Source organism: Parvularcula sp. LCG005, from assembly GCF_032930845.1.
In the GTDB taxonomy this organism is placed as follows: Bacteria; Pseudomonadota; Alphaproteobacteria; order Caulobacterales; family Parvularculaceae; genus Parvularcula.
In genome coordinates this window covers 2,554,465-2,579,435 of the sequence record NZ_CP136758.1, presented here as the reverse complement: position 1 = coordinate 2,579,435, position 24,971 = coordinate 2,554,465, and the positions used below count along the sequence as shown (strand labels likewise).

The 24,971-nt window shown below is 58.9% G+C and carries 26 protein-coding genes and 1 tRNA gene; 13 read left to right on the top strand and 14 right to left on the bottom strand.

The features are described from left to right. Positions 1-104 precede the first annotated feature (104 nt). Positions 105-998, top strand: a complete 894-nt coding sequence (locus RUI03_RS12280; RefSeq protein ID WP_317287760.1) for a hydrogen peroxide-inducible genes activator — start codon at positions 105-107, stop codon at positions 996-998. Here the strand turns inward: RUI03_RS12280 and RUI03_RS12275 are convergent. Together RUI03_RS12275 and RUI03_RS12270 are read right to left on the bottom strand one after the other, a co-directional pair. Further along, positions 995-2,221, bottom strand: coding sequence for an AI-2E family transporter (locus tag RUI03_RS12275; protein WP_317287759.1), 1,227 nt, complete (start codon positions 2,219-2,221; stop codon positions 995-997). The two genes, RUI03_RS12280 and RUI03_RS12275, sit on opposite strands and share 4 nt — an antisense overlap. 44 nt (positions 2,222-2,265) lie before the next feature. Beyond that, positions 2,266-3,414, bottom strand: a complete 1,149-nt coding sequence (locus tag RUI03_RS12270) for a serine hydrolase domain-containing protein (RefSeq protein WP_317287758.1) — start codon at positions 3,412-3,414, stop codon at positions 2,266-2,268. Between the two features lie 152 nt (positions 3,415-3,566). On the opposite strand from RUI03_RS12270, the gene RUI03_RS12265 reads away from it, so the two are divergent. Then, positions 3,567-3,653 (top strand) — tRNA-Leu (locus RUI03_RS12265). A 305-nt stretch (positions 3,654-3,958) separates the two neighbouring features. Beyond that, positions 3,959-4,576: a hypothetical protein gene (locus tag RUI03_RS12260; protein ID WP_317287757.1), complete on the top strand. Its 618-nt coding sequence runs from the start codon at positions 3,959-3,961 to the stop codon at positions 4,574-4,576. A gap of 62 nt (positions 4,577-4,638) precedes the next feature. Here RUI03_RS12260 and RUI03_RS12255 read toward each other — a convergent pair whose 3' ends face one another. Further along, positions 4,639-6,558, bottom strand: coding sequence for a DEAD/DEAH box helicase (locus RUI03_RS12255; protein WP_317287756.1), 1,920 nt, complete (start codon positions 6,556-6,558; stop codon positions 4,639-4,641). Between the two features lie 233 nt (positions 6,559-6,791). Between RUI03_RS12255 and RUI03_RS12250 the strand changes: the two genes are divergently transcribed. Continuing rightward, positions 6,792-8,585, top strand: coding sequence for a hypothetical protein (locus RUI03_RS12250; protein WP_317287755.1), 1,794 nt, complete (start codon positions 6,792-6,794; stop codon positions 8,583-8,585). Here the strand turns inward: RUI03_RS12250 and RUI03_RS12245 are convergent. From RUI03_RS12245 to RUI03_RS12235, 3 genes are all read right to left on the bottom strand, one after another. Continuing rightward, a complete protein-coding gene (locus tag RUI03_RS12245; RefSeq protein WP_317287754.1) occupies positions 8,582-9,652 on the bottom strand; it encodes a VPLPA-CTERM sorting domain-containing protein in 1,071 nt (356 codons plus the stop codon). The two genes, RUI03_RS12250 and RUI03_RS12245, sit on opposite strands and share 4 nt — an antisense overlap. Positions 9,653-9,692: 40 nt before the next feature. Next, positions 9,693-11,615 (bottom strand): toll/interleukin-1 receptor domain-containing protein, encoded by a 1,923-nt coding sequence (locus tag RUI03_RS12240; RefSeq protein ID WP_317287753.1) that lies wholly within the window; start codon positions 11,613-11,615, stop codon positions 9,693-9,695. Positions 11,616-11,736: 121 nt separating this feature from the next. Further along, positions 11,737-12,933, bottom strand: coding sequence for a response regulator (locus RUI03_RS12235; protein ID WP_317287752.1), 1,197 nt, complete (start codon positions 12,931-12,933; stop codon positions 11,737-11,739). A gap of 324 nt (positions 12,934-13,257) precedes the next feature. Here RUI03_RS12235 and RUI03_RS12230 point away from each other — a divergent pair, with 324 nt between their 5' ends. After that, positions 13,258-13,449, top strand: coding sequence for a hypothetical protein (locus tag RUI03_RS12230; RefSeq protein ID WP_317287751.1), 192 nt, complete (start codon positions 13,258-13,260; stop codon positions 13,447-13,449). Between the two features lie 94 nt (positions 13,450-13,543). On the opposite strand, the gene RUI03_RS12225 is transcribed toward RUI03_RS12230, so the two are convergent. From RUI03_RS12225 to RUI03_RS12215, 3 genes are all read right to left on the bottom strand, one after another. Beyond that, positions 13,544-14,203: a hypothetical protein gene (locus tag RUI03_RS12225; protein ID WP_317287750.1), complete on the bottom strand. Its 660-nt coding sequence runs from the start codon at positions 14,201-14,203 to the stop codon at positions 13,544-13,546. Positions 14,204-14,311: 108 nt separating this feature from the next. Further along, the gene (locus tag RUI03_RS12220) at positions 14,312-14,710 is read right to left on the bottom strand and encodes a hypothetical protein (protein ID WP_317287749.1); all 399 of its coding nucleotides are present in this window, start codon (positions 14,708-14,710) and stop codon (positions 14,312-14,314) included. 25 nt (positions 14,711-14,735) lie between these two features. Continuing rightward, complete coding sequence (locus RUI03_RS12215) at positions 14,736-15,050, bottom strand: hypothetical protein (RefSeq protein WP_317287748.1); 315 nt, start codon at positions 15,048-15,050, stop codon at positions 14,736-14,738. Positions 15,051-15,204: 154 nt separating this feature from the next. On the opposite strand from RUI03_RS12215, the gene RUI03_RS12210 reads away from it, so the two are divergent. Beyond that, positions 15,205-15,969: a Crp/Fnr family transcriptional regulator gene (locus RUI03_RS12210; protein ID WP_317287747.1), complete on the top strand. Its 765-nt coding sequence runs from the start codon at positions 15,205-15,207 to the stop codon at positions 15,967-15,969. A gap of 57 nt (positions 15,970-16,026) precedes the next feature. Here RUI03_RS12210 and RUI03_RS12205 read toward each other — a convergent pair whose 3' ends face one another. Further along, a complete protein-coding gene (locus tag RUI03_RS12205; RefSeq protein WP_317287746.1) occupies positions 16,027-16,824 on the bottom strand; it encodes a metallophosphoesterase in 798 nt (265 codons plus the stop codon). Continuing rightward, positions 16,821-17,660 carry a diacylglycerol/lipid kinase family protein gene (locus RUI03_RS12200; RefSeq protein WP_317287745.1) on the bottom strand — a complete coding sequence of 280 codons (840 nt, stop codon included), beginning with the start codon at positions 17,658-17,660 and terminating at the stop codon, positions 16,821-16,823. The genes RUI03_RS12205 and RUI03_RS12200 overlap by 4 nt, the downstream gene beginning before the upstream one ends. 179 nt (positions 17,661-17,839) lie before the next feature. Here RUI03_RS12200 and RUI03_RS12195 point away from each other — a divergent pair, with 179 nt between their 5' ends. Continuing rightward, positions 17,840-18,010, top strand: a complete 171-nt coding sequence (locus RUI03_RS12195) for a DUF1328 domain-containing protein (protein WP_317287744.1) — start codon at positions 17,840-17,842, stop codon at positions 18,008-18,010. Positions 18,011-18,424: 414 nt separating this feature from the next. Here the strand turns inward: RUI03_RS12195 and RUI03_RS12190 are convergent, their stop codons facing one another. Both RUI03_RS12190 and RUI03_RS12185 read right to left on the bottom strand, forming a co-directional pair. Continuing rightward, positions 18,425-18,934 carry a hypothetical protein gene (locus RUI03_RS12190; RefSeq protein WP_317287743.1) on the bottom strand — a complete coding sequence of 170 codons (510 nt, stop codon included), beginning with the start codon at positions 18,932-18,934 and terminating at the stop codon, positions 18,425-18,427. A gap of 149 nt (positions 18,935-19,083) precedes the next feature. Then, the gene (locus tag RUI03_RS12185) at positions 19,084-19,875 is read right to left on the bottom strand and encodes a response regulator (RefSeq protein WP_317287742.1); all 792 of its coding nucleotides are present in this window, start codon (positions 19,873-19,875) and stop codon (positions 19,084-19,086) included. 182 nt (positions 19,876-20,057) lie between these two features. On the opposite strand from RUI03_RS12185, the gene RUI03_RS12180 reads away from it, so the two are divergent. Genes RUI03_RS12180 through RUI03_RS12170 form a run of 3 tightly spaced genes read left to right on the top strand, consistent with a single transcriptional unit; the run spans position 20,058 to position 22,520 of the window. Then, positions 20,058-20,240, top strand: coding sequence for a NepR family anti-sigma factor (locus RUI03_RS12180; protein ID WP_317287741.1), 183 nt, complete (start codon positions 20,058-20,060; stop codon positions 20,238-20,240). Next, the gene (locus RUI03_RS12175) at positions 20,240-20,827 is read left to right on the top strand and encodes a sigma-70 family RNA polymerase sigma factor (RefSeq protein ID WP_317287740.1); all 588 of its coding nucleotides are present in this window, start codon (positions 20,240-20,242) and stop codon (positions 20,825-20,827) included. The genes RUI03_RS12180 and RUI03_RS12175 overlap by 1 nt, the downstream gene beginning before the upstream one ends. 25 nt (positions 20,828-20,852) lie before the next feature. Next, positions 20,853-22,520: a sensor histidine kinase gene (locus tag RUI03_RS12170; RefSeq protein WP_317287739.1), complete on the top strand. Its 1,668-nt coding sequence runs from the start codon at positions 20,853-20,855 to the stop codon at positions 22,518-22,520. 58 nt (positions 22,521-22,578) lie between these two features. Here RUI03_RS12170 and RUI03_RS12165 read toward each other — a convergent pair whose 3' ends face one another. Then, entirely contained in the window at positions 22,579-22,719 is a 141-nt protein-coding gene (locus RUI03_RS12165; protein WP_317287738.1) for an entericidin A/B family lipoprotein, read from the bottom strand. Between the two features lie 180 nt (positions 22,720-22,899). Here RUI03_RS12165 and RUI03_RS12160 point away from each other — a divergent pair, with 180 nt between their 5' ends. The 3 genes from RUI03_RS12160 to RUI03_RS12150 all read left to right on the top strand — a co-directional run bounded on the left by RUI03_RS12160 (position 22,900) and on the right by RUI03_RS12150 (position 24,949). Continuing rightward, the gene (locus RUI03_RS12160) at positions 22,900-23,517 is read left to right on the top strand and encodes a ribonuclease H-like domain-containing protein (protein WP_317287737.1); all 618 of its coding nucleotides are present in this window, start codon (positions 22,900-22,902) and stop codon (positions 23,515-23,517) included. Between the two features lie 137 nt (positions 23,518-23,654). Further along, positions 23,655-24,401 (top strand): LPS export ABC transporter periplasmic protein LptC, encoded by a 747-nt coding sequence (gene lptC, locus RUI03_RS12155; RefSeq protein WP_317287736.1) that lies wholly within the window; start codon positions 23,655-23,657, stop codon positions 24,399-24,401. A gap of 65 nt (positions 24,402-24,466) precedes the next feature. Beyond that, the gene (locus tag RUI03_RS12150) at positions 24,467-24,949 is read left to right on the top strand and encodes an LptA/OstA family protein (protein WP_317287735.1); all 483 of its coding nucleotides are present in this window, start codon (positions 24,467-24,469) and stop codon (positions 24,947-24,949) included. The last annotated feature ends 22 nt before the right edge of the window (positions 24,950-24,971 follow it).

The window sequence follows — 24,971 nt, the reverse complement described above, 5'->3', positions numbered from 1 at the left end:
TGTAAGGGGACGGGGGCGTTCCCTCGTCAGTAGCGATATGGTCCCTTGCCTTTGTACAAGCAAATAGATTATTCGGCATATTAGTATCGAGAAAGTCGATAAGCATGATCCTGCCTACGCTTCGCCAACTGCAATTTTTTGACAGCCTCGTCCGCAATGAATCGTTCAGCCGGGCGGCTGAAGAATGCTGTGTGTCCCAGTCCACCCTGTCTGCGGGGATCAAGGAACTGGAAGGCGTCGTTGATCGCGCGCTGGTCGACCGGACCTCACGACAGTTCCGTCTGACCCCCTTGGGGGAACAGATGGCCCGGCGGGCGGAAGAAATCCTCGGGCTGGCGCAGGACATGGTCCGAGCCGCCGAAGCCCGGCCGCCCCTGACCGGTGATCTGCGCATGGGGCTGATCCCGACCATCGGTCCGTTCCTGTTGCCGCATCTCATGCCCAAGCTCGACCAGCACTATCCGGACCTGCGCCTGTTCCTGCGGGAGGAGCTGACCGACCAGCTGGTCGACGGGCTCAAGGCGGGGCGTATCGATATTGCCGTTCTCGCCATGCCCGTGGAAACAACGGGCCTTGATACGCTCATCTTTGGCGAAGATCCGTTCCTGTTTGCGTGCGCGCCGGATCATCCGATGGCCAGGAAATCGGTTATCTCGTCGGACATTCTGGTCGATCAGAACCTGCTTCTGCTGGAAGACGGGCACTGTCTGCGCGATCATGCGCTCGACGCCTGCAGTCTGCAGCAGCGGGACGCGGCGGATGCCTTCGGCGCAACGAGCCTGTTTACGCTGGCGCAGATGGTGCGGTCGGGACTGGGGACAACGCTGTTGCCAAAAATGGCGGTCGATCAGGGGCTGGCGGAGGCTGTCGGGCTCGTCACGATCCCTGTACGGAACGCCGCTGGGGGAGAGCCGTCGCGTGACCTGGGCCTTGCTTGGCGCCGGGGCTCTGGCCGTGAAGCAGAGGCCCGCGCGCTCGCGGAGTTGCTTGCCGCCTAGATCACAGGCGCAACGGGCGCCCGCTCATCCGCATCGGTGTGTCCCCGTTCGAGCGGGCCGATCTTGCCGTTGTCCGACAGCATGATCGCAATGGGCCGCGTTGCTTCGAACTGCGACAGGATGATCAGCGCGGCCACGGTCATCGGCACACAGAGGAGCATGCCGGGGAAACCCCACAGCGTGCCCCACGTCGCCAGCGACAGCAGGATGATCAGCGGCGACAGGTTGAGAGACCGGCCCAGCAGGCGCGGCTCGATGAACGAGCTGACCGTCTGTTCCGCCCCCGTCAGGAGGATCAGGGTGATCAACGCACTGACGAAGCCGCCATGGTCCGGCTGCACGAGGGTCAGAATGGTTGGCAGGGCGATCGCCAGAATGGCGCCGACAATCGGCACAAAGCCGAAGGCAAAGATCAGCAGCGCCCAGAACCCGGCAAAATCCGTCTGGCGCCAGGTCATGATGACAAAGGAAATGCTCGCCACGATCAGGGCGATGAACGTCTTGATGGAGATGTACTTGCCGACCAGTCGGCCAATGTCGTTCAGCACATGCTCGGCCTGATGGTGCTGAGCCTTGTTATCGCTCAGCCAGATGAGGTTCAGCTTCTTGATGAACCGGCCCTGCTCTATCAGCAGAAAGGCCGTGTAGAGAAAAGTTGTCACCAGGGCGCCGATGAGGCTGCCGACGGAGCCTGTGATGCTGGCCACGGCCCCGCGCGCGAAGGAGAACGCGGCCCGCCGCAGCTCGTCCGCGGCATTGGCCGCCTCGGGGGCGAGGGCGGTTTCATCCGCCATGATGCCGCTGCCGAACCCTTCAATAATGCTGGCGGCGGCTTCCAGCGCATCTTCGGGAATCAGCGGGAGGCCTTCCGCCCGCTCCACCATAGTCGCGGCCAGATCCTTGAACCGCTGCTGATATTCAGGGGCCTTGTCCAGCACCGCGCCAATATTGTCCCGGACAATCAGGGCAAGGACGACGACGGTGAGCGCGATCACGCCGAAGGACAGAATATAGCGAAGCGGATTGGGCAGGCGGCGGCCGATCACCGGGATGCGCTCGATCGCGCCTTTCACGGACATGATGAGAAAGGCGAGGAAGATGGCGGTGACGAGGGGGACCAGAACACCCTGCGCCACCCAGAGGATATAAAACACGAGGACAGCGAGCGCTGCGGCGAAGAACGCTTCCTGCAGCGTGTTTCGGACGGGCGGCACAGCTGCCATATCGGCCTCCTCAGGCGTGAACATCGCAAAGGCCGTGTTTGGCCCTAATTCTCTGCCTGTGTCGATGGGGCCGGTTCGGACATATCCAGCGTTTTTGCCATGGTTTCAGCGATGTCGAACAGATGACCCTGCAGGTCGTCGGTCATCTCATTCGCCGTAAAGGCCATGACCGTGTCGCGTTCGGGAAACAGGATCAGCAACGCATACCACATGGTGTTGGAGCCGTTGTGCCAGATGACTGGCCCCGCGCCGATGTCGTGACCATCCGCCTCGACAACCCAGCCATAGGCGTAGTGCACGGGCTTCTGCCCGGTATCGGGAACGGCTTGGTGCAGCTGGTCGAGCGTCTCCCTGCTGAGTATTCCAGGCTGTTCGCTCAGGTGGAACTGGCCATAGGCCACAAGGTCCGGCAGCGGCATATGGACAGTGCCCGCGGGCCCCAGAAACGGGGGATTGTCCGACCCCGGTGTGGTTGGATTGATCGCACGGCGCATGAACAGTGTGCGGCGGTGGCCGCGGGGCGCGTCGTCGCCCATCGGTGCCCCAAAGCCGCCCTGCAGGCCCAGCGGACGGAACACTCGGCTTTCCATCTCATCTTCCCAGGGGTGCCCTGCAATTTTCTCAGTTACGGCGCCGGCGATGATGACGCCCATATTCGAATAGGTGAATGTGCCGCGCTGACCGGGTGCGGGCTTGTTCAGCACGCTGCGAACAATGTCCTGACGCTGGGCTGATACATCCTCCCGCGAGGTTGGGCGGGGCGCCAGCATCATCCCGACGGGGATTGAACCCCCGGCGCCGCTGCGATGGGTGAGGAGGTCGGTCATCGTCACGGCGTGCCAGGAGGGATCAATATCGGTGCCATAAATGTCGGCCAGCGTCGTGTCCCATGTGAGAAGGCCGTCCTCGACCATGGTGGCGATCATCACGGCCGTCATGGATTTGGTGAGGGAGCCGACATGCCATGGGCCTTCGGCCGAAACCGGCTCGCCCGAGCCAAGCGCCCGCTCACCGCTTGCGGCCATCGCCACCAGCCGCCCGTCCTGCATCACCGCACCGGCGAGGCCCACCACACCGCTCCCCGTCTGAACGGCTGTAATCTCGTGGGCCAGAACGTCCTGTGGGTTCTGCGGCGCGGCAGGCGCCAGAACGCCCATCAGTGCTGCGCCCAGTGTCGCCAGAATCTCGTGCATTACTCCCGCCTTTCCCCTGTCTCAGCCGCCCAAACCGGACGGCATCAGAAAAACATGAGGATCTGGGCAGTTTCATTCAAGTTCTGTTTGACAGGCACGCGCAGGCGGATTATTCCCCCGCTCTCTTGGCGTGCCTTCGGGCTGATCGCTAAGCCCAGATGGCGGAATTGGTAGACGCGCCAGCTTCAGGTGCTGGTACTCGTAAGGGTGTGGAGGTTCGAGTCCTCTTCTGGGCACCACTCATATACAAATCTCAGTATTTTAGACGTATCCATCGTACGGCCCCCTTGGCGCGCGATGCCATCATGGCTTGAAGACTGGCTGTCGACCTCTGTCGCGGCCAAGTTCGCCGTATGCCAACTGCGCCTCTGAAATTGATCATCAAGCGACGTCCTTCTAATCGATCCAAGACTTCTGTCTAAGGCAGATGCAACGCACGCGTGTGTTCTTGGAAGAACAGATTGCTAATTTTTCGTATTCGTGAAAATCTGCTCTTGGTGCCGAAATGTTGTGTTGGGCGCCGAACTTTTTCAGGGGGGCAGAAATGTTCAGAAAACGACTAATTGCAGGCCTGGCTATGCTGACTGGCCTTATATCAAACGCCCATGCGGCGTTGAATATAGTGATGGTCGAGAATGCGTCGGGAGTGACGATCTCCTACTCAGGCTCGATTGATCTGACTGACGCAAATATGATTGGGCTCGCCTCCTTCGCCGGCAACTTTTCAGGCTTGAACCCTTCCAGCGCGTCACTCGCCCTAACAGTGGTCACGTCAGGTACATCCATTGATAGCGTGGCCTATACGATAACCGGACCTGCGAGTTTCGGATCTGGTACCAACACCTTCCAGTTCAATCAGTTGGCGGTGACCGGCACCGAGGGCTTCAGCCTTGCCGGTGCTGCTGGCGTTTTCTTCCTTGCCGAAGGCTATGCGTCAGGTTCCATGATGACCGGCGTCACCACCTTCATGGGGGCCACGTTCGCGAGCCTTGGCCTGACCCCTGGCACCTACACGTGGCTGTTGCCGAGTGACCAGATCAACATGACGATCGGCTCGGTCCCGTTACCGGGCGCCGCGCTTCTTTTTGCGCAGGTCTTCGCTGCAGGCTGGTTGGTCCAGCGTCGTAAGAAGCGCATCGGCGCCATTCACCACGGTGCCTAGAAAAAGCGGCGGATAATCGCCTGTCTTGTATGCGAAAGGGCGGCTCTCGGAGCCGCCCTTTTTTATTTGGCTTTTTTCTTGATGCGTTTGAATTTTTGCGAGCTGCCGCTGTCGGCCTGCGGTTTACGATCGGGCCGATCGGCGGGCTTCCGTCCTGGGGCGGATGAACCGCCTTTCGGCACGTATTTTCCCTTGGGCTTCTTGCGATAGGAGGGGGCTTCGCCCTCCGGTGTCCACTGCTCGTTGCGCTCGGCCCGTTCAGGGCGAGCACTGTCGTCATCGCGCTTACGGAATTTTGCCTTGTCCCGCGTGCCGGTCTTCGGGTGCGGCTTTGCCGGGCGTTCCTGGCGCGGTGGACGCTGGCCGTAGCTTTCGGCGTTGGGTGGGCCATCGGCCAGGCGTACATTGATACCGTCCTCGAGGCGGCCAGCAATACCGATGCGTTCCAGAAACTCTGTGGCCGCATCAGCATCCAGCTGCACGTAGGTCTCTTCCTCCTGCACGCGGATGGCGCCAATGGCGCTTTTCTTCATCGGTCCAGCCTTGCACAGCATGGGCAGAAGCCAGCGGGGCTCGGCGCGTTTTGAACGGCCAACAGAAAGAACGACCCAGGCGGAATTTGAAATTTCATCGCGCGGCGCGCGTTCCCGCGGGGCATCGGTAATCTGGACATCCGACAGCTCTTCAGGGGCGGAGCGGCCTTCGCGGCGCATACGGACGAGTGCCGCGGCGAGATGTTCAGCCGAATATTCCTGCGCAATCTGACGAGCCAGATCTGTGATCTCGGCGGCTTCCGTCAACAGCGGATCAGCCAGCAGGCGTTCATCGTCTTTCGCGCGCACATCATCGGCACTCGGCGGAGAAGACCATTCGGCTTTGACCTTGGCTTCGGCCAAGAGGCGCTCAATCCGGCGCTGGGCGCGCGGCGGCACGATCAGGACACTGGTACCCTTTTGCCCGGCACGACCGGTCCGACCCGACCGGTGAAGCAGGCCTTCGCGGTTTTTGGGCAGGTCCGCATGAATGACGAGTTCGAGGCCGGGAAGGTCGATACCGCGAGCCGCGACATCGGTCGCCACGCAGACGCGGGCGCGGCCGTCGCGCATGGCCTGCAGGGCGTTGCTGCGTTCATTCTGGTTCAACTCACCGGAAATGGCGACGACAGAAAAGCCGCGATTGGCCAGGCGGCTGGTCAGGCGCGATACCGCAGCACGGGTCGAACAGAACACGATCGCATTGTCGGCTTCGAAGAAGCGCAGCGTATTGATGATCGCGCGTTCCGAATCGTGCTGGGCCGTGATCATCCCCCGGTAGGTGATGTCGTCATGCTGGCGTGTCGGACCGCTGGCCGAGATGCGCAGCGCATCGTTCTGGTATCGCGCGGCCAGCTTGCCGATGCCGCCTGCCACGGTTGCCGAGAACATCAGGGTGCGGCGATCGTCCGGGCACGCTTCCAGAATGGCTTCGAGCTCCTCACGGAAGCCTAGATTCAGCATCTCATCCGCTTCATCGAGGACGACAGCGCGCAGATCGTCTGTCTTCAGCGAGTTGCGGGTGATGTGATCAACGAGCCGCCCAGGCGTGCCCACAACGATATGGGCACCACGACCCAGCGCCTGACGCTCGGTCCGCATATCCATGCCGCCGACACAGGTCGCGACGAGGGCGCCGGCCTCGGCGTACAGCCATTCAAGTTCCCGGGCGACCTGCAGCGCCAATTCCCGGGTCGGGGCCACGACGAGCGCCAGGGGCGCGCCGGCGCGGGGAAGGCGTTCTTCAGACTGGAGAAGGTCATTGCCAATGGCGAGGCCAAAGGCGACGGTCTTGCCAGAGCCCGTCTGGGCCGACACGAGAAGGTCGCGACCCTCCAGTTCGGAGGCCAGCATGGCGTCCTGAACTTCGGTGAGGTTGTCATAGCCTTTTGCGGCCAGCGTGCGGGCGAGGGCGGGCGACAGGCCCGTAGCTGTAGACGTTGTGGTCATTCGGGGCTTTCCAGAAGCGAATGGGCCTGCGCGAACGGTCGCTGCGGGCCGGTGTCCTGAGGACACGGGGGAATTCAATCGGCCGCCCCTAGCGGAAAAAGCGGCCCTTGGCGAGGGGGTACGCTGTTCAAGGTTTATGCGGCGGTGGGGCGGGCCTTACGGGCCGCAATCGTGGGCTGCACTCGGGCCCGAAGCCCGCTATGACCACGCCAACGCAGATGTTGGGGGGCGCCATGACCGTTGAAAATCTGAAACCTCGTCTGGCCCTTCGCGTAGGGGTGACCGGCCATCGTCAGGGACGACTGGATGAGGCCGATACTGGTGCGATCCGCTCCCAGATCCAGAATGTCCTGTCGCGGACCGCGGCGGTCTGTGAAAATCTGGCCCGGACAAACACCTGTTACGACGATCAGCCGCCCCTTTTATACTTTGTCAGTCCCGTGGCCGATGGGACCGACGCCATGGCCGCTGAGGTCGCGCTGGAGCTTGGCTACAAGCTCTTGGTGCCGCTACCCTTTTCGGCGGCAAAAGTGGCCCAGAGCTTCCCCGACGCAACCCGTCCGAGATTTGATCGTCTGATCGCGCGGGCTGATTCGGTTCTTGAACTGGTCCCCCATGCCAGTGACGGTCAGGCAGAGGATGAAGCCTATCTGGAGGCGGGGCTGGCCACCTTGCGTCATGCCGATGTGATGATTTCGGTCTGGGATGGAGAGGCGGCACGCGGTCTTGGCGGCACAGAAATGATTGTCGAGGCTGCACGGGATGATGGCGTACCGGTCGTCTGGATTCCGCTGAAGACACCTGATGACGTGGTCATTCTCGATGGTGCGGACCGAACGCCCTATTCGGACGATGGCTATGAAGCGCTTCTGGACGCGCTCCTCGTTCTGCAGACAGACGGCCAGGCTTCACCAGACGCTGCCGACCGGTTCTCGAGTTTTCTGCAGGAGGAAAAAGGCGGCGGCTGGACCCCCTCGTTCCACAGCTTTGTCGACAAGGTCCTCGTCGGAAAATGGGGCAAATCAAGGCAACACAAACCAAGCGCTGCTGACAATTCACTGCCGCACAAAGACACGGAGAAAACCGGCGCTGCGGCCATGGTGGATCATCGGTATCAACATGCAGACGAAGCAGCTGTCCGTTACGGCAACGTGTACCGCTCTTCCTACTACAGTAACTATTTCCTCAGCGCTGCTGCTGTTTTCCTCGCCCTGCTTGAAGTCGGTCTGGGCATGGGCAAGACCCTGTGGATCAGCCTTGAGCTGGCCGTCATTGTCGTTATCCTGATGACAACCGTCAGGGGACGGAAGGGGCGCTGGCACGAAAAATGGCTCGATTACCGCCAGCTTACGGAATCGCTTCGCCGATACGTTTCCGTCTTTGCTGCTGGTGGCGCCCTGCCTTTCGCGCATGATGAAGGACATGACCGGCAACGGTCTGGGGAAACCGATTGGACCCGGTGGTACTTCCGTGCGACCGTGAGAGAGCTTGGCATGACCGGGGCATCATTGACGCCGGCGTTCAAGCGAGACCTTATCCAGGAGGTCATCGACAAAGAAATCCGTCCACAGATTGACTATCACACCCGCAATGAGTCGAACAAACATCATCTGGGACATCGCCTGCACAAGCTGGGCGAGTATGCGTTCTATGGCACTTTGGCCGTGTGCGTCGGCTATCTTCTCCTCGTCGTGCTGTCGAAGCAGGAATGGGCGCATTGGGCCTATGAGCTGAAGAAGGCGGTCAAAGGATGGGTGACGGTCCTTACGGGCTTCCTGCCCGCCTTTGGTGCTGCACTCTTCGGTATCCGCGTGCAGGGCGAGCTTGGCGCTATTGCAAAGCGGTCTGCCTCAATGGCGTCAGAACTGCGTCAGACCGAGGCCGCTCTGCAGAGACTGCTTGAGCAGGACGATCCTGACGTCGGCGACATGCGCCGACTGATCGTCCGTGCCACAAGCATTGCCCTGTCAGAGAACGCCGGCTGGCGCAGTGTCTATCAGTACAAGCCGCTGGACCTGCCAGGTTAAGCGGCGCGCTTGGCCGACAGGCGACGCGCTACGCCAAAGCCGCCAAGGCCCGTCAGCATGAGGAGAGCGCCGGCAGGGAGTGGAACCGCATCGGGGGGACCGACATCCAGCGGCGTAAACGTAATTTCAGGAGGCGCGATCATCGCACTGGCCACCGCAAAGCTGCGCAGTGAATAGCGACCGACCGGCGTGCTCATGCCGCTGCCGATGGGATCTCCGAAACCGGAAAGGGCGGCAAGACACGTCGTCTCATAGCTGCACTCCGGGTCGCTGGAGAACGCCGTCTCGACAACGAAATCAAGGATGACGTTGTCGCCACTGCCCAGCGTGCCGATGTCCAGAGAGAAGTCTGTCTCATCCCACGCATAGAACACCGACATGTTGACATCTTCTTCGCCAAGGCGGCCGAAATTGTTCAGCACACTGCCGTCTTCTACGTCCGTTGACAGGCTGGACAGACCGCCACCCTGTGGACTGAGATTGACGGAAATATCAAAGTCGAAAACGACGACGCCGTCTGCCATCACCTTGATGGTCAGGCCGGCATAGGCCGGGCTGCCGACATTGTAGAGCGTGGTGGGGTCGCTCGCGCCGGGGGGCGGATCAGTCTCTTCACAATACTGCACCTGACCGATAAAGCAGGTGTTGCTGTTGACCAGCCACATGCCGATCGCGCCTGCCAGGATCTGCGAACTGAAGCCGATTTGCTGGTCAACACCCGTGTCGTTGGTGACCACCTGGCGAATGGATGTCTGTGCGGTTCCGCTGGAGGATATTCCGCCGCCCGCGACAAAATTGGAGAAATTGATGGTGCCGTCAGGCAGCAGATCGAGATTAGACGTGATGTTCGCGCCCGAAACCCCCTGACCATCTCTTTTCACCACACTCGCATTGGTGGTCGTAGAGGTGAGGGTCTGGGTCTGGCTTTCGCCGCCCGTGTCAGACGCTGTACCTGTACCTGAGAAAGAGGTCGTTGTAATGACCCCAGCCGATGCCGCGCCGTTCGCCATCAGCGCCATGGCCGCGCAGGCGAGGCTCGCCCGCAAAAAGTATTTCGATGCCAACATGTTAGATTCCCCACCCAAAAATTGATCGTAGCACACGAAATCAGTTTGGTGAAATCGGTAAATCCAGCGCCGCCTGCGGCGGAAGCGCGCCGATCGCAACGCATTGTTCACGCAGGGCAAGAGTGGGCGGGGATTCGGGCCCTAAGGTCTCGTTCAGGATCCCCATGCCCTCCTGACAAGCCTGCGCCGCATCCTCGTCCCGCTCAGCTCGGGCGAGGATGACCGCGCGATTGACCTCCAGATCGCCGTGATTGGCATGTAACCCGCCATAACCCGCGTCATACTCCGTCCATGCCCTGTCCATCAGTGCCAGCGCCTCATCGGTCTGCCCCTGCTGAGACAGCACAAGCGCAAGGTGGACACAGGCAAAGCCCGTCTCATAATGCCCCTGTGGATAGGCGGCCTCATACGCGCTGAGGGCCGCGCGAAAGGCGCCGGCGGCACCCGCCAGGTCGCCCTCCGCTTCCAGTATCTGGCCGCGCATGAGCCGGATCGTCGCGAGATCCGGATGGCTGTCATCAAGAACGCGCTCATAGACCGCAATGACATTTGCGCTGCGTTCATCAGCGGTGGCGAGGTCGCCGGACATCATGGACAGATAGGCAAGATTGTTCAGCACACGGGCGGCATCTATGTGATTGGCGCCAAACTTCTCAGCATAATAATCATATGCCGCGGTAAGCCGCTCATCAGCCTCGTCATATCGCTCGAGAAGCGTCAGCATACCGCCCAATGTTACATTGACGCGCGCAATTTCTGATAACTGGTCATCGTCCGCCTGCGCATAAAGAGCCATGGCTGTCTCATACTGGGCGATCGCATCGTCAAATTTCAGTTGCAGCTTGAAGATACTGCCGCGCAGTTCATGGGCATAGGCCATGAGGGGGACGGCAGGGTTCTCTTCAGATTTCAGTTGCTGCAATGCCTCGCCAGTGAGCGACAAGGCCGCGTCAAAATCAGACGTCAGAAATTTGGTGGCTGCCAGATCGAGACGATTGGAGACGGCGCTTTCCGAAATCCCGTCCAGCCGCGCATAGCCGGCTTCCAGCATATTCTGCGACTGATCGAAGAGTCCTAGATTACGATAGATCCGACCGATGGCGCCGTAGAGGCGTGCCTGAATCTGTGGCTCGTCTGCCAGCTCTGTTTCGATCCCCGCCGCGCCGCGTTCGAGAATGGTCCGGGCGGTGATCGTATTCGGATTCTCGGTGGCTGGGTTCGCGATCGCAAATGTGTCGACGAGATAGTCCACGGTGGCGTCGGCCATTCTCTCGTTGCGAACGGCGAGGGCGCGCTGGTCGACAGCGATCCGCCGCTGATTCTCAGCATACAGCGCAAGGCTGAGGGCTCCGACCATGCCGGTAAGCGACGCACCGGTAATAGCTCGCAGGCGCCGTTGCCGTCGCACCACATCTCGCTGCACCAGCCGATCAAGGCCGACGTCGAGCAGGCCCGCGACAAGCTTCAGCAGGGCGTGCCGCTTGCCGTCGCCTTGCGGGCGGCCATCAGCGGCCAGCGGTTCGAGCGATGGTCCGCCTGCCTCTACGGGTTCGAGAAGTGCGGCGGGAAAGCACTCGGTGTCATCGCCAGCATAAGGTTCGCCCTCAACAATAAACGCGAACAGGCGGGTTGGACCGTGGATCTTGCGGAAATACCGGATCTCTTCGTTGACCCAATGGGATTTTGCCGAGGCGGGCGAACAGATGATGATTAGTGCGTCTGACTGTCGCAGGGCGGATTGCAGGACATCACCCAGCTGTGTCGAGGCCGACAGCTCTTCGCGATCTCGAAAGATCGGACGCAAGGGATGCGGGGCCTGCCCGGCATCGTCGACGGCGCCCCCCTGATTATACACCCCTTTGGGAATGCGATAGGTCTCAAGGCGGTGGTGCAGCCATTCGGCCCACCGGCTGTCATGATGGGCATAACTGATAAAGGCGCTGTATCGGCGTTGATCGACCACGCAGGCTCTCCCTCCCAGCTCGTCTGGAGGGAAGGGTGCCGGAATTTCGCGTCGGACGCCAGCGGCTCCGACTGCCATGCGCCGATACGCGCCAGGGCAGCGTCGTTAAACGATGGCTGCCCTAAAGGCCGAGCAGTGTGCGGACGCGATTGCACTCCGCATCCTTCAGGCCCATGGCGCGTAGGCCGCGGAAGACGACGTCATCCGGATCAAAGGGCTTCTGAATGTAGTCCATCGCCCCCCGCTTGATCCAGTCGGATACCTCACCCTTCTCGTTGCGGGCGCTCAGCATCACGACGGGAATACTCGACCAGACCGGGTTGTTCTTCAGGTTCTGAAGGATCGCACTTCCCTCCATGCCGGGCAGTGACCGATCGAGAATGATCAGGTTCGGACGATCTTCCATGATGGCACTGAGGGCGGACAAGCCGTCCGGAACGCAGGTCGTTGCCATGCCGATGCGATCGAACCAGCACGAGAGCAGATCCGTCACTGTCGCATCATCATCGACAATCAGCACGCGGCGGTCCGACCGCTCGATCAGCGATTTCATCTTCTCAGCGAAGCGATGCGTATCAAATGGCTTTGTCGTATAGTCGAGTACGGCGGCGTTGACGGCGCGCAGCATCGCATCAGGGGTGTCGTTGCTGGTCAGCAGGACAACGCGCGTCTGGCTGATATCCGGCCGGGACCGAATTTCCTCGAGAACATCCAGTCCGCGAACCGAGGGCAGATCGTCGTCGAGAATGACAAGCGACGGGCGCTCCTGCTCGATTGTCTTGATGACGTCCACACCATCGTTATGGATGGTCAGGATGGCTTGGGTCCCGATCGTATTTTCGAGAATGTGACAGATCAGCGGATCATCATCCACAACCAGGACCTTGGGCGGCAGATTGGCCACAACGGGAGGCAATTCCGGAGCGGTTCGCGCAGGGCTGACATTGGGATGATGACGTGTTGTCAGCCGGTGCTCCTGGTACAGACGAGCACGCGCATCACTGACGCTATCGAGGAGCAGGGTCAGTTTCTGCCGCAGCTCACTCTTCTGTTCGTCGCTTTCAATCGACCCGCTGACAGCGATCTCCACCGCACGAGCCATTTCGCTTATTTTTGGAAAGCCATAGGTGCCGCCAGAGCCAGCCATCCGATGGGCGAGGCGCTGGAGCTTTTCGAAAACAGCGCTGTCGTGACGGCTTTTTTCCAAGAACTGCTCACACCGCTCAAGAAACGGAATCGTCTTTTCAATCTGGGCGATATACCGCTCACGGAGCGCCAGAAATTCATCCTGATGTTGAGTAGCAGCAGTAGACGACATCGTTTCCTCCGGGGCGCGACTAAACGTGGTCCACGCCAGACATTCAGATTTTCGCCAATCACGGGTTGGTAGTGATTGAATATTCAATCGCCAATATATGCCTGAAATCTATTTCGCCGGGTTTTAGGCGAACATTAAAAACCGAGATATTCCGTTGAGAAATTGATCAATGGATTTTCGCCAAAGTCTTCTCAACAGGGGACCAATTGCGGGCCGTGTCGACTAACGATCTGGTTGCGCAATAATTTGCCAGACCCCGAAAATTTGAGAGGAACTTCCGGCTGCGCCTGGGGTTTCTAGGGGGCAAGAGAAGGAATACACGCCATGGACATCGAACATCTGACAGGAGCGGCCAAGAGCGTTCTGGGCCAGACGAAGGTTGCCATCGGACAGATGCTGACGCGCGATGACATGATTAAACAGGGTCGGCGCGATATTGCTGAAGCCCGTGTTCGTCAGGCTGTGGGGGATGCCCGTGTCGCCATCCGCCGCCGCGCCATCAAGCGCCAGAGCTGATCGGTTAGAATACTCACTACGGATAATTAGATAGGGACGATAATTCTGTTTCAGGCCGCTTCCATGGAGGCGGCCTTTTTCGTCGTCGGATATCTTATTGGCTGAGCCGAAGAGCCACCGCGATAACGGCCGAGTAAAAAATACCGAGTGTCGCCACGCTGATGACCGCCCACACAACGAACGGACGCAGGTCGCGCCAGCTTGTGTCCCGGGCGACGTCGGAGACGGCGGTGGCGACCTGTCGGCTGAACCCGTCCTGGGTCTCGCCGGCCAGATGCAGACCGAATGTCTGCATCGTGCTTAATTTCTGGTTGGACGCTTCGTGCAATACGCGATCGAAAACCTGTGCCGCGACCATTTCGCTGACGATTGTTTTGGCGCTCAGCCCGTGTTTTCGAATTTCGGCGATGCCGAGTTTCATTGTCGGCCAGCCTTTGATGAGATCACGGGCGAGCAGAAAAGCGAGCACGGCGGACGTAATGATGATGAAGGGCGTGTCGCCGATGAATGCGTAAAGATGCAGCATGGCGAGCGTGAAGACGATGGCAATCTTGATCAGAAGGCCAATCGCGTAACGCCGACAACTGATCATGATGTAGTGATGGGCTTCACGCTGTATCTCGAGGCGGGTCAGTGCAGCCACCTCGTCGACAACTTCGGTTTTCTTTTTTGCCACCTTCTGCGCCGCAATTTTGCGGCTGGCTGTCACACCAGTGATGACGGCAGAGGCTGCTAAAAGAAATAGTCTCAACATAACCTCACGGGGCGATTGCAAGATCCAGCCAGGCGGTGCGCAGATGCCTATGCCTTATAAAAATGAAAATAAGGCATGATGATCGTGACGTCGACCTGTTGGCCCCAATTAGAGGAATCGCTGGACCAGCCGGTGAAGCGTGTTGGTGGTTTCTTTGGAATCATGCAGCAGCGCATAGCCGACGACAGCTGCAAGGCCTGCTGAGGCGATGGGATGACGCGTAACGAAATATTTGAGCGTATCAATCGGGAGATCGGCAAGCGCTTCAGCGCCCGCATGTTCCAGCTGGTCGAGCTCCGCTTCTGTCGACTTGTTGGGCAGCAGAAACAGATAGAAGCACAGACATGCGATCGCGAGGAAAACAACTGCAATGATGGTGACCGCCAAGGCAAGTCCGACGGCAGAAGAAAGCACGATCGTCAGGGAAACGCCCAGCGAGGCCAAGCCGGCGAACCCGAAAAGGGTACCGCCGGCGCCAGCAAACAGGCGCATTTTTGCTTTGTCCATTATCCCGCTCCCACAGGTTCAGTCGTTATTTCTGGCGCAGAGTTGCGAAGAGAGCGCCCACCGCAAATGCGATGCCCACTGAAGAGAGGGGATATTCACGAACCTTTTCTTCGGCGGCCGTCCGCGCTTTGGTCACTTCATCAGTGGCCATGGACGCGTATTCCTTGCCTTTATCCACGCCGTGCGCAGAGGTCGACTTAGCCAGCTTGCCAATATCTTCGGCGATGGCCCGTAGATCCTCACGCAGCGAAGCCACGTCCGTCTTCAGCGTATCGTATTCAGTTCCAGGTGCCGCGGGGTCGATGTCTGACGCATTCATAGTCGTTCCATTCGAGCTCATCTGAGCCTCCTCGATTAATTCTCCAGTCAGGAACGTGGTGTCGCAGGCAAAGTTCCATCCCCGTGCCCGATTGTGCTGTTCAGCGAATGGGAACCTTGGGGAACTTTCACATTCACCGCGGGTTTTGGATTCTATGCAGATGCTTAGAAACCGCTTGTCACAATATGTTTCGCTCCCCGATGACGAATGGAAGCATTTGTTTGATCTGTCGGGGAAGCCTGTCACGTACGAGGCCCATCAGGATATTATCCGCGCCGGTGAAAACGCTGAAACGGTGTTCTACCTTCAGAGTGGATGGGCCCTCCGTTACCGCATGCTCGATGATGGCCGACGCCAGATTATCAACTTCATGCTGCCGGGGGACGTCTTCGATCTGCAGTCTCTGGGAAATCTCGCCGCGGACCACTCGGTCACGACGGTAGTGAAGACAGAAGTGGTGCAGGTCCCCTCCCGTTCTTTCCTACGTATGCTTCGCCGCTCGGCCGATCTGGCGGCGGCGTTCTGGTGGGCGTCAGTTCAGGAAGAAAGTATTCTGCGTGAACAGATCGTCCGGATTGGTCGTCGTTCTGCGCGAGAGCGGATCGGACACCTGCTGCTGGAACTGCAGCGCCGGTTGAACGGCGCAAATGGTGAAGAGATGGATGATGTCGAACTGCCCATCACACGGGTCGACCTTGCCGATGCCCTTGGGCTGACGCCGGTCCACGTGTCACGAACACTGTCTGCCATGCGCCGCGCGGGATTGATCGATATTGTCCGTAGCAGGATCGCCATCACGGATGGTGACCGGCTGGCCCGCCTTGCTCATTTTGATACGGACTATCTGCATTTGCGGTCGCTGGACCTGTCGCAGAAGATGCTGAACGGCTCTTCGCCCAACGGCAATGGGGTGGATGACGCAAGGAGCTCGGCGTCTTGATTCCATCAGTAGACTGAATGCCTGAAGGCCACCGGAAACCTTATTGCTTGCTGGGCATCACGAAATGGCGCCCTGTAGCGGCTGCCGCTCAAAAGTGCCAAGGTCCCGTTTTGCCAGACCCTCCGGCGTGATCATCATGCAGGTGATGCGGATCTGGTGCGCATCGATATCAATGACATTGAAGCTGGGCGGCTGGTCCTTGCGAAGCCGCGTTGACAAAGTGCCTGCCGTGATCGCCAGAAAAGCACCATTTCCAGCTTCGCGAACTTCCGCTGTCGGCACATGGACATGCCCGGTCAGCACCATTTCCGTGCGACTGTTGGCGACGAGCGCTGAAGCACGAGCGCCACGCCGGGTCGCGATGTGAAGCGGCGCACCTGGTGGGGAGACGAAAGGGTGGTGGCAGACAAGTGCCGTCGCTGTGGTCTCGTCCTCGGGCAGTTTTTCAATCAGCTCACTGACTTCATCCAGACGAACGCTGCCCTCAGCCCAATTGCGACGCGCCTGCCAGCCCCGCGAGGTGTTGAAACCGAGCGCCATGACGCGATCAATGGTGAGGCTATCGGAGAATTTACCGGCGTATTTCCGGTATCTCTTGAAGGGCGCTGTCACCCGTTTGTGAATGTCCAGCAGGGGCGTATCGTGATTGCCAGGAACCGACATTTTCGGCACGGTGAGGGCCTCGATCCATTCGGCTGCGGCTTCAAACTCTGCCTTGCTGCCGCGCTGGGTGAGGTCGCCGCAGATGATGACGGCGCTGACGGTACCGCTTTCGATATAAGTCTTGGCCGCGGCCAGAGCGTGCTCATCCTCCGTGCCAAAATGGAGGTCGGCGAGTTGAACAATGCGCGTCATCTTCTGGCGGATATCACACTGACGACGTCACGCTCAAATGTAATATCGATCGTGGCAGACAAATCCATTCTCTCACCATCAAGGGTGCAGGGAATGACTTCCCGATCTGTCGCAGAAATTTGAAAACCCTCGGCCCGTTCATAATTGATACTCGGTGCATCACGCCAACCCATCAGTGCGGCTTCAGCAGCTGCCTGCATGATACCAAGCGGTGTTTCAGGAATGATTGTGCCGATCTCAAACCCTTCGCCCCGATCATGGCGCGGGACGAAGCTGCCAATGGCGACGACATCCTTGACCTGTTCAGTGCCGTTGATCTTCATGCGGAACTGCTGCGAGGTGTCGAAGGCATGACTATCCGTAAACTGAGTGGCAGCTTCTATGAGATTGCCATGCCTTAAGGACTCTCGAGGGTCTGCCATACGCGCAAGATTGCCGATCAGCGCAGCAACAAAAAACCGATTGCCATCCACAACGCCTGCTGAAAGGGGGTCTTTATGGCCGTGGAGAAGAGCTTGCGCGAGAATATCCTGCCATCCGGCTTCACTGAGGTGAACGGAATGGTGCAGCATGTTCATCGTCCCGCCGGGCAGGGGAAGAATGGCGGTGTCAGTCCCGATGGCCTGGTTGAGGGCGCAAGCAATGGTGCCGTCGCCACCCCAGATGATCATCGTCTCCGGCCGTTGGGAAATGGCGTCGGCAATCTGCGCTTTGAGATTCTCACCGTCGCAAACCAGAATGTCTGCAGGCTGCTCAAGATCGTTGAGCAGACGCACGATGGCGGTCTCCGCGTCAGGAGGCACAGAGCCTGAATGTTTGTTGATGATGCAAATCACCCGAGGAAAACGCGCAACACCGTCATCGGTTCCCGCCCATCCTGATGACGAAGAGACGGTAGAGCCCCACCTGTTCAGACGCGGACCACGGTAAAAAAGATGATGTCAAGGGAACTTGGTCCGTCATCGGCCGTTTAATTTGCATCGGAACACTCCGAATATTCAAAAGGAGATACGTTATGCTCGGTTGGGCTATTGCATTCTTTGTACTCGCTATCATTGCTGCTGCACTTGGCTTTGGTGGTATTGCCGGCGCTTCTGCTGGTATCGCTCAGATCCTGTTCTTCATCTTCCTCGCTCTGCTCGTGATTACATTCGTTGCACGTGCTGTGAGAGGTCGGAGCGTCTAACGACCTGATCGCAGGATTTACGAAAAAGCGCCCCTCAGAGGGCGCTTTTTTGTTGCGCGGGTTTCGGCGAAACGAGACGGCAGAAGCTGCAAATAAATTCGCGCTTTACACGGAACGTTGGTGGAGCCGAGGCGTATATTGTGTAAGGCACACGCGAGGTGTTGAGTGATCCGCTCCCACACCTGTCCTGCTCTTCGTCTCGCGTGTGTCCACCCATCCCCCTTCCATTCATATCCTGATCAGAGCGCAGGGTCGCGGCTGATGCGCCTTGGCGCACTGCATCGCAACGCGGATGCGGACTCTTGGACAAGGCAAAAGTGATTGGATCCTGCAGAAATCTATTGAGTGCAGGTTGCAGCAAAAAACCGGTCGCTGGAAAGCAACCGGTTTTTTTGAGGGGGCGTAGAGAGAGGCTTAGGCGGAACGGGCGTGCGACACGTTGCGTGCGAAGGCGTTCAGCTCGCGGCCTTCAAGGCGTCCATTCGCGTTGCGATCGGCCTGTTCGAATTGGCGCTGCTGGCTCATTTGCCAGGCGGCTTTCGAAAGAGGCTGACCCTGATGGGAAATTTCGTAGAACGTACGGCGTGCCTGGGCATCGATGGAGGTGCGTTCCTGAGGTGACAGTCTGTCTGAAATGCCGTCGGGAAGGTCAATGCGGTGAACCATGTTGCCGTCAATCGTGACTGTCCGCTGGTTCCGGGCCATTTCTGCGTACACAATGGCTTGGGCCGCGAACTCGTCAATGTCGATTGACCCGCTTCTGTCGACGTCAATTTTATCGAAGGCGCGATGGGCGTGAAGAGTAGCGTCTTCTTTGCTGACAAACTGTGATGTGCTGCCAAATGCAGATCCGAAATCGACGAGCGCTGAAGCGCTGGCGATCGAAGCAACGGCGACGGCGGTAGAAATAACTACAGTTCTCATCTTGAGCCTCCACCCAATAAACGGTCTCGGTGTCAAGCTGTTCCTATATAATATTGACTTTTCGGCGTTCTTTTTATGTGTTGCGTGTTAGCCACAACAAAAAAGGCCGCTGCTTTCACAACGGCCTCGAGTTTGGTCAGTTGGTCGTCTTACGCGGCCACTGATTCCTTGGACGGATGGAAGAAGAGCGCTTGCGCGATCGCCGCTTTCACCGTGTTGTCCTGGAATGGCTTGGAAATCAGGAAAGTGGGTTCCGGACGCTCGCCTGTCAGCAGGCGTTCCGGGAAGGCCGTAATGAAAATGATAGGAACGTCGAACGCCGAAAGAATTTCGTGCGCCGCGTCGATCCCCGAGGAATCATCGGCCAGCTGGATGTCACAGAGGACCAGCCCTGGCGGATTGGCGTGCGCCATCTTGACCGCTTCATCACGGGTCACAGCATTTCCGGTAACATCATGACCCATTTCCTTGACGATATGCTCAAGGTCAGCCGCAATGATCGCTTCGTCTTCAATGATGAGCACTTTGGTGCGCAGTTCATCTTCGATTTCGCGCTGGGCGAGGTCGATCAGCTTGTCGAGTTCCTTCTCGGTCTGGCCAAGAATGGTTGCCGCTTCGCTGCGTTTGAACCCTTCAAGGGATGTCAGCAGGAAGGCCTGGCGCTGTAGCGGGGCCAGCGACTGTAGTCGGGCCGTCGCGCTGTCGGACAGGTCTGCACTCATGTCGATGATGGTTGCGCCCGTCGAATTCCAGATGGTGTGGAAGAATTTGTAAAGCGCCACGCGCGCCCCCAAATCCATGGTGACCTGCGATGGGTCGGCAACCAGCGCTTCCAAAGAAGCGCGGATATACGCATCGCCGCTTTGCTGACTGCCAGTCAGCGCACGCGCATAGCGCCTCAGCAGAGGCAAGTGTGGCGCAAACTGTTTGGCGAATTCCATGTATCCCTCGGTTTCGTAACTGTCCTGATGGCCTTTAACCCTTGCCCAACGAGTTGGTTGCACGGCCGGTGAAAAAAAATGCAGGTTTGCTACAATAAGTGGGAACTTTGACGATTTCGCGGCGTTTCCTTTCCGAATTTACAGCATCAACTTGGATTCAGATGGCATTGAGATCGGTAGACATGGGTACAAAAACGCCGGGCAACGATCCGGACGATGTGCGCCAGCGACGCTCGCGCACCAAGCGCATTGGTAAGCACTTGCGGGAAATGTATGATGAAGTGGCCAAGGAAGATGTGCCCGATGATTTCATGCGTTTGCTGGAGGAAGCCGATAGCAAGTCGTCATCTGGAGGCGACCGCTAATGAGCGAAGCCATTGAAGCCTCAGAATTCAAGCAGGACCTGACGGAACTCATTCCGCATTTGCGCGCGTTTGCGCGCAGTCTCTGCAATAACCGCGCTGCCGCCGATGATTTGGCGCAGGAAGCGCTTCTGAAGGCGTGGCGGGCCCGTGCAAGCTATGAGCACGGCACGAATCTGAAGGCCTGGACCTTCACCATTCTCCGGAATCTTTTCTATTCTCAACAGCGCCGGGCTTGGCGTTCGCAGCCGCTGGATCAGGAAGTGGCTGAAGCCACGCTGGTCGCGCAGGACAATCCATCTGCATCTCTGGAGCTTCTGGAGCTGCGCATGGCGCTGCCGCAACTGCCTGTTGAGCAGCGCGAAGCCCTGATCCTGGTGGGCGCTGGCGGCGTTTCATACGAAGAGGCAGCGGCAATTTGCGGCTGTGCTGTCGGCACGATCAAGAGCCGGGTCAGCAGGGCGCGCAAGGCGTTGGCGGACATTCTTGAAAATGGCTCTGTGACGTCGCAGAACGATGGCAAGGGTGACGCGTCTTCCGCTATGGGAGACATCATGGATGAGGCGGATCGTCTCGTTGCGCGTGTCTGATCGCTAACGTCGAAGGTTGGGTCGTATGTTCGTCAGGTCGCTTCGCGAGAGGCTCCTCGTTACTATTGCGGCGGCCCTTAGCCCAATCCTCGTTTTCGCTGGTTTCTCGGCGATTCAGGATGCCCGCAACGGCGTCAATGATCGGCGGAATGACCTCGTCCTGCTTGCTTCTGATGCCATTGGGCGAATGGAGCAGTCCCTTGCCACAACCGAAATCCTGCAGGAAGCCTTCGCGCCGGAGTTTACGCCGGAAAACTGTGCAGAGGTCGCCGCGCGGGTAAATCCGTTGCTGCCCTATGTCGGCAATGTCGGCCGTTTCGATGTGAACGGTGACTATCTTTGCACGTCGCTCAGTAATCCTGAGGGCCTGTCGACCCGCAACACATGGCTTCAGCAGCTCAAAGATGGCGCTGAAGTTGTGCGCACTGAGGCGTTCTTTGGAAAGCTGAGTGAAACATGGGTTTTCGCCGTCATTCGGCGGTTGACGGACGAGCAGGGCGAGTTCGACGGTGGTATCCTATTCTCGGTCCGCGTGCGGGATCTTCTCAATACCGCCGCGTTCGTCGAGCCGGCAGCCGGTGTCGAGGTGGCGCTGGCCGACGATACCGGCAAACTTTTCGGCAGCTCCCGCTTCGCGGGCATCGACCCCGGCCTTGTGTCTCAAGCCAGGCAGAAGCCAGCTTTCATGGTGGTCGAATCGCGCGATGGTGTGCGCTACGATGTGGTGGTCAGCCTGCTGGGGGCTGACGGTGTCTATGCCGTCCTCTCTCGCGTTTCTCCCGGGCCCTTGAGTGAGTTCACACTGAGGCCAGTGTCGGCAGTTGGCCTGCCGCTCCTTATTTTTGTGTCAGCGCTTGTCGTTGCGTGGCTCGCTGTCGACCGCTTCGTCCTGCAATGGCTGCGTCCATTGCGTCAGCTGGCCATGGTATATGGCGAAGGGCACTACGAGCATGACGTGGATGCGTCCTTTCAGCGGGCGCCGCAGGAAATCGCCAGCTTTGCCCGGACCTTCGGTCGGATGGCCGCCCGGATCAGGGAGCGTGATACGGCGCTGATCGACGCGATTGAAAAGCGGGATGCGGCGGTGAAGGAAATTCACCATCGCATCAAGAATAACCTGCAGATCGTGACCAGCTTTGTCAGCCTGCAGTCTCGCGCGGTTAAAGACACTGAGGCGCGCGAGGTGCTGGCCGCGGTCCGCCACCGTATCGATGCGCTCTCCATCGTGCACCAGACCCTGTATCACTACGAAAGCCTCGAAACCGTTCAGATGGGGGCGTTCTTCGATGCCCTTCTTGAACATCTCGGCGAAGCTCTGGGCATGGATGAGCTGGGTGTTGAGCTCGACTGGGATATCGAAGACATCGAAATCAACGCCGATGATGCCATTCCCATGGCCCTGTTCGTGCTCGAAGCGGTCACCAATTCCATCAAATATGCGTTCGATGAAGACGGCGGCGAGCTGCGTGTCGAGCTTCGGCGACAGGACGGTAACGTTGAACTGGCCGTTATTGATGATGGTTGTGGTGAAGGCGGATCGAATAACAGCCAGGTGTCTGGCTCCGGCCTTGGTACGAAACTGATGAACGCCTTCGCGAAACAGGTGCGCGGGACGGTGGCCGTGACAGCCCCTGAAGAGGGCGGTTATCGCGTGGTCCTGACGCTGCCCTATCGCCTCCGCAGCGACGAGTAGGCAGCAGAGCACAAAAAAACCGGCCACGCGGGCCGGTTTTTCCGTACCATGAAGACGCTTAGTTCTTCACTTCGTTCGCTGTTTCTTCGATTTCATCGCCGGCTTCTTCGACATCGCGACCGAAACCTTCGACTGTGTTGCAAGCAGTGGCGCTTACTGCAACGAGACCGAGCATCAGCATTTTCCAGTATTTCATCATGTCCTCGAACTCCTTTTATAGTGTGCAAGGAAAACCCGAGGGTCTGATGGAAGTTCCATCACTCTCGATATATTTCTGCAGGCGTTCGTCCGTTGTGACGTCAGACCTTGTCACGACAGGCAAGCCATGCTTCTGCCCCTTTTTGCCTTACGCCAGCGGGCGTCAGAAAAGGATCGGCCTGTGACTATCCACCTTCATCGCGGAGACCTGCCAGACGGGCTCGACCTTGGAACCGTTGTGGCTGTCGACAGCGAAACGCTGGGTCTGAACCCATTGCGCGATCGTCTGTGCGTGGTGCAACTGTCCGCTGGCGATGGTGACGCTCATCTGGTCCAGTTTTCAGGCGATGATTACGACAAGGCCAAGAACCTCAAAGCGCTCCTCGCCGATGAGAATGTGCTCAAGATTTTCCATTTCGCGCGATTTGACGTGGCAGTGTTCCGGCATTGGCTTGGCGTCGTGACGACACCGATCTACTGCACGAAAATCGCCTCCAAGGTCGCCCGCACCTACACTGACCGGCATGGCCTGAAGGACGTGGTGCGCGAAATGTGCGGTGTGGAACTGTCAAAGCAGCAGCAATCGTCTGACTGGGCGGCCGATCCGCTCAGCGACGCGCAGCAGGCCTATGCGGCATCTGACGTCCTCCACCTGCATGAGGCGCGCGAAAAGCTCGATAGCATGTTGAAACGCGAAAATCGGGACGCCCTTGTGCAGGCCTGTTTTGACTTTTTGCCAGTTCGGGCCGCGCTTGATCTGGCCGGCTGGGGCCAGGTCGACATTTTCGCGCACAGTTGACCGCCGCGTGCGCTAGGGCGAATTGTCTGGACGAAAGTAATACAATTGCAGAATACGGTCCCGTAACATGGTGCACTGCATCTTTTCATGGGCCCGCCGGGGTGCCATATCTGGTGCGCTGACGACAATGGGTAGTCATGGATTTCGCAGGATCACCAGCGCCCTCCACGCGTGACGTGGATGATGGCCCAGGCGAGACGCAGTCGCGCTCCGTTCTGATGGTGCCTGATGTCGAACGCCTGAAGCCCGCTGAGGCCCAGCGTCATACCCGGATTGTGCGCCATTTGCGCCTTGCGGTCCCGGCCGCCGCCGCCGGCCTTCTGGCGACGTATGTGTTCAGCGCCACACCCCCACAGATCGACCGGGAGTTCGCGCTGCAGTTCACGCAAATCGACACCGAGAGCGATGACATGCGTCTCGAACGACCTCGTTATATGGGCGAGGACCTGAGCGGTCTGCCCTTTGAGGTGTCTGCCGCCGCGGCCCAGCGCAATCCAAACAGCCCGGACCGGATCCTGCTTGAAAATCCTGAGGCGATGCGCGCCAGAGCGCGGGGTGACACGAGCGAAAGCATGCGTGTGAAAGCGCGAGACGGCCTCTACGATACGGCCCGGGATCAGATTGACCTGACGAACGACGTGCAGATGCAGCACTCGATCGGCGGCAGCGACTTCACGATCAACACGGACGCGGCGGCTGTCGATCTCAAGAGCAATACCATCACGTCCACGACGGGTATTAGTGGCCAGGGGGAGCGGGGCACCGTTGCCGCCGACAGCGCGACGGCCTATCAGGGGGAAGGGCGTCTGGTGCTGGAAGGCAATGTGCGGGTGCGGCTCAATCCGAAATCGGAGACCGCCGAGCAGAAATCCGACCTTCGATAGTCGTCCTGGTGGATTAGTGGGCTGGGGCATGTGGTTCTCAGCGAGACGGAAAAGTGACGACACCCATGCTTCTGACGCTCTCCTTCGCCGGACTGGCCCTGTTCGCCGCCCAGGATGCCGAGCCCTATTTCGGCCAGGGCGGTAATCTGCCGATTGATATTTCCGCCGATGGCAGCTGCGAATTTCTCGACCAACAGGATCGGATAAAATGCGTCGGTGACGTGCGTGTGACCCAGGGCATCTCAATCCTGTCGGCTGATGAAATGACCGTCGATGGTGTCTCCAGCGATGGCGGGTTCAATCGGATCGAGAGCCGCGGCAATGTCCGTTACGCCGATGGCGAGAATGCGGTGTCTGGCGAGTTGGCGATTTACGACGCGAGCACATCCATCATCACGGTGACCGGCAATGTCATCGTCATCCAGGGCGAACAGATCATGGTTGGCGGCGAACTGATCTATAACACCTCTACCGGCGCCATGAGTTTCACCCCCGGGGCGGACGGCCGTGTACGGGGCCTCTTCTACACAGCGCCAAGCGGACAATAATGGACGGATCTCCACTGGATAA

Excerpts from the sequence above, each read along its gene's own strand:
- RUI03_RS12280 (WP_317287760.1), top strand. The coding sequence starts at position 105 with ATGATCCTGCCTACGCTTCGCCAACTGCAATTTTTTGACAGCCTCGTC.
- RUI03_RS12275 (WP_317287759.1), bottom strand. The coding sequence starts at position 2,221 with ATGGCAGCTGTGCCGCCCGTCCGAAACACGCTGCAGGAAGCGTTCTTC.
- RUI03_RS12270 (WP_317287758.1), bottom strand. The coding sequence starts at position 3,414 with ATGCACGAGATTCTGGCGACACTGGGCGCAGCACTGATGGGCGTTCTG.
- RUI03_RS12260 (WP_317287757.1), top strand. The coding sequence starts at position 3,959 with ATGTTCAGAAAACGACTAATTGCAGGCCTGGCTATGCTGACTGGCCTT.
- RUI03_RS12255 (WP_317287756.1), bottom strand. The coding sequence starts at position 6,558 with ATGACCACAACGTCTACAGCTACGGGCCTGTCGCCCGCCCTCGCCCGC.
- RUI03_RS12250 (WP_317287755.1), top strand. The coding sequence starts at position 6,792 with ATGACCGTTGAAAATCTGAAACCTCGTCTGGCCCTTCGCGTAGGGGTG.
- RUI03_RS12245 (WP_317287754.1), bottom strand. The coding sequence starts at position 9,652 with ATGTTGGCATCGAAATACTTTTTGCGGGCGAGCCTCGCCTGCGCGGCC.
- RUI03_RS12235 (WP_317287752.1), bottom strand. The coding sequence starts at position 12,933 with ATGTCGTCTACTGCTGCTACTCAACATCAGGATGAATTTCTGGCGCTC.
- RUI03_RS12230 (WP_317287751.1), top strand. The coding sequence starts at position 13,258 with ATGGACATCGAACATCTGACAGGAGCGGCCAAGAGCGTTCTGGGCCAG.
- RUI03_RS12225 (WP_317287750.1), bottom strand. The coding sequence starts at position 14,203 with ATGTTGAGACTATTTCTTTTAGCAGCCTCTGCCGTCATCACTGGTGTG.
- RUI03_RS12220 (WP_317287749.1), bottom strand. The coding sequence starts at position 14,710 with ATGGACAAAGCAAAAATGCGCCTGTTTGCTGGCGCCGGCGGTACCCTT.
- RUI03_RS12215 (WP_317287748.1), bottom strand. The coding sequence starts at position 15,050 with ATGAGCTCGAATGGAACGACTATGAATGCGTCAGACATCGACCCCGCG.
- RUI03_RS12205 (WP_317287746.1), bottom strand. The coding sequence starts at position 16,824 with ATGACGCGCATTGTTCAACTCGCCGACCTCCATTTTGGCACGGAGGAT.
- RUI03_RS12195 (WP_317287744.1), top strand. The coding sequence starts at position 17,840 with ATGCTCGGTTGGGCTATTGCATTCTTTGTACTCGCTATCATTGCTGCT.
- RUI03_RS12190 (WP_317287743.1), bottom strand. The coding sequence starts at position 18,934 with ATGAGAACTGTAGTTATTTCTACCGCCGTCGCCGTTGCTTCGATCGCC.
- RUI03_RS12185 (WP_317287742.1), bottom strand. The coding sequence starts at position 19,875 with ATGGAATTCGCCAAACAGTTTGCGCCACACTTGCCTCTGCTGAGGCGC.
- RUI03_RS12180 (WP_317287741.1), top strand. The coding sequence starts at position 20,058 with ATGGGTACAAAAACGCCGGGCAACGATCCGGACGATGTGCGCCAGCGA.
- RUI03_RS12175 (WP_317287740.1), top strand. The coding sequence starts at position 20,240 with ATGAGCGAAGCCATTGAAGCCTCAGAATTCAAGCAGGACCTGACGGAA.
- RUI03_RS12170 (WP_317287739.1), top strand. The coding sequence starts at position 20,853 with ATGTTCGTCAGGTCGCTTCGCGAGAGGCTCCTCGTTACTATTGCGGCG.
- RUI03_RS12165 (WP_317287738.1), bottom strand. The coding sequence starts at position 22,719 with ATGATGAAATACTGGAAAATGCTGATGCTCGGTCTCGTTGCAGTAAGC.
- lptC (WP_317287736.1), top strand. The coding sequence starts at position 23,655 with ATGGATTTCGCAGGATCACCAGCGCCCTCCACGCGTGACGTGGATGAT.
- RUI03_RS12150 (WP_317287735.1), top strand. The coding sequence starts at position 24,467 with ATGCTTCTGACGCTCTCCTTCGCCGGACTGGCCCTGTTCGCCGCCCAG.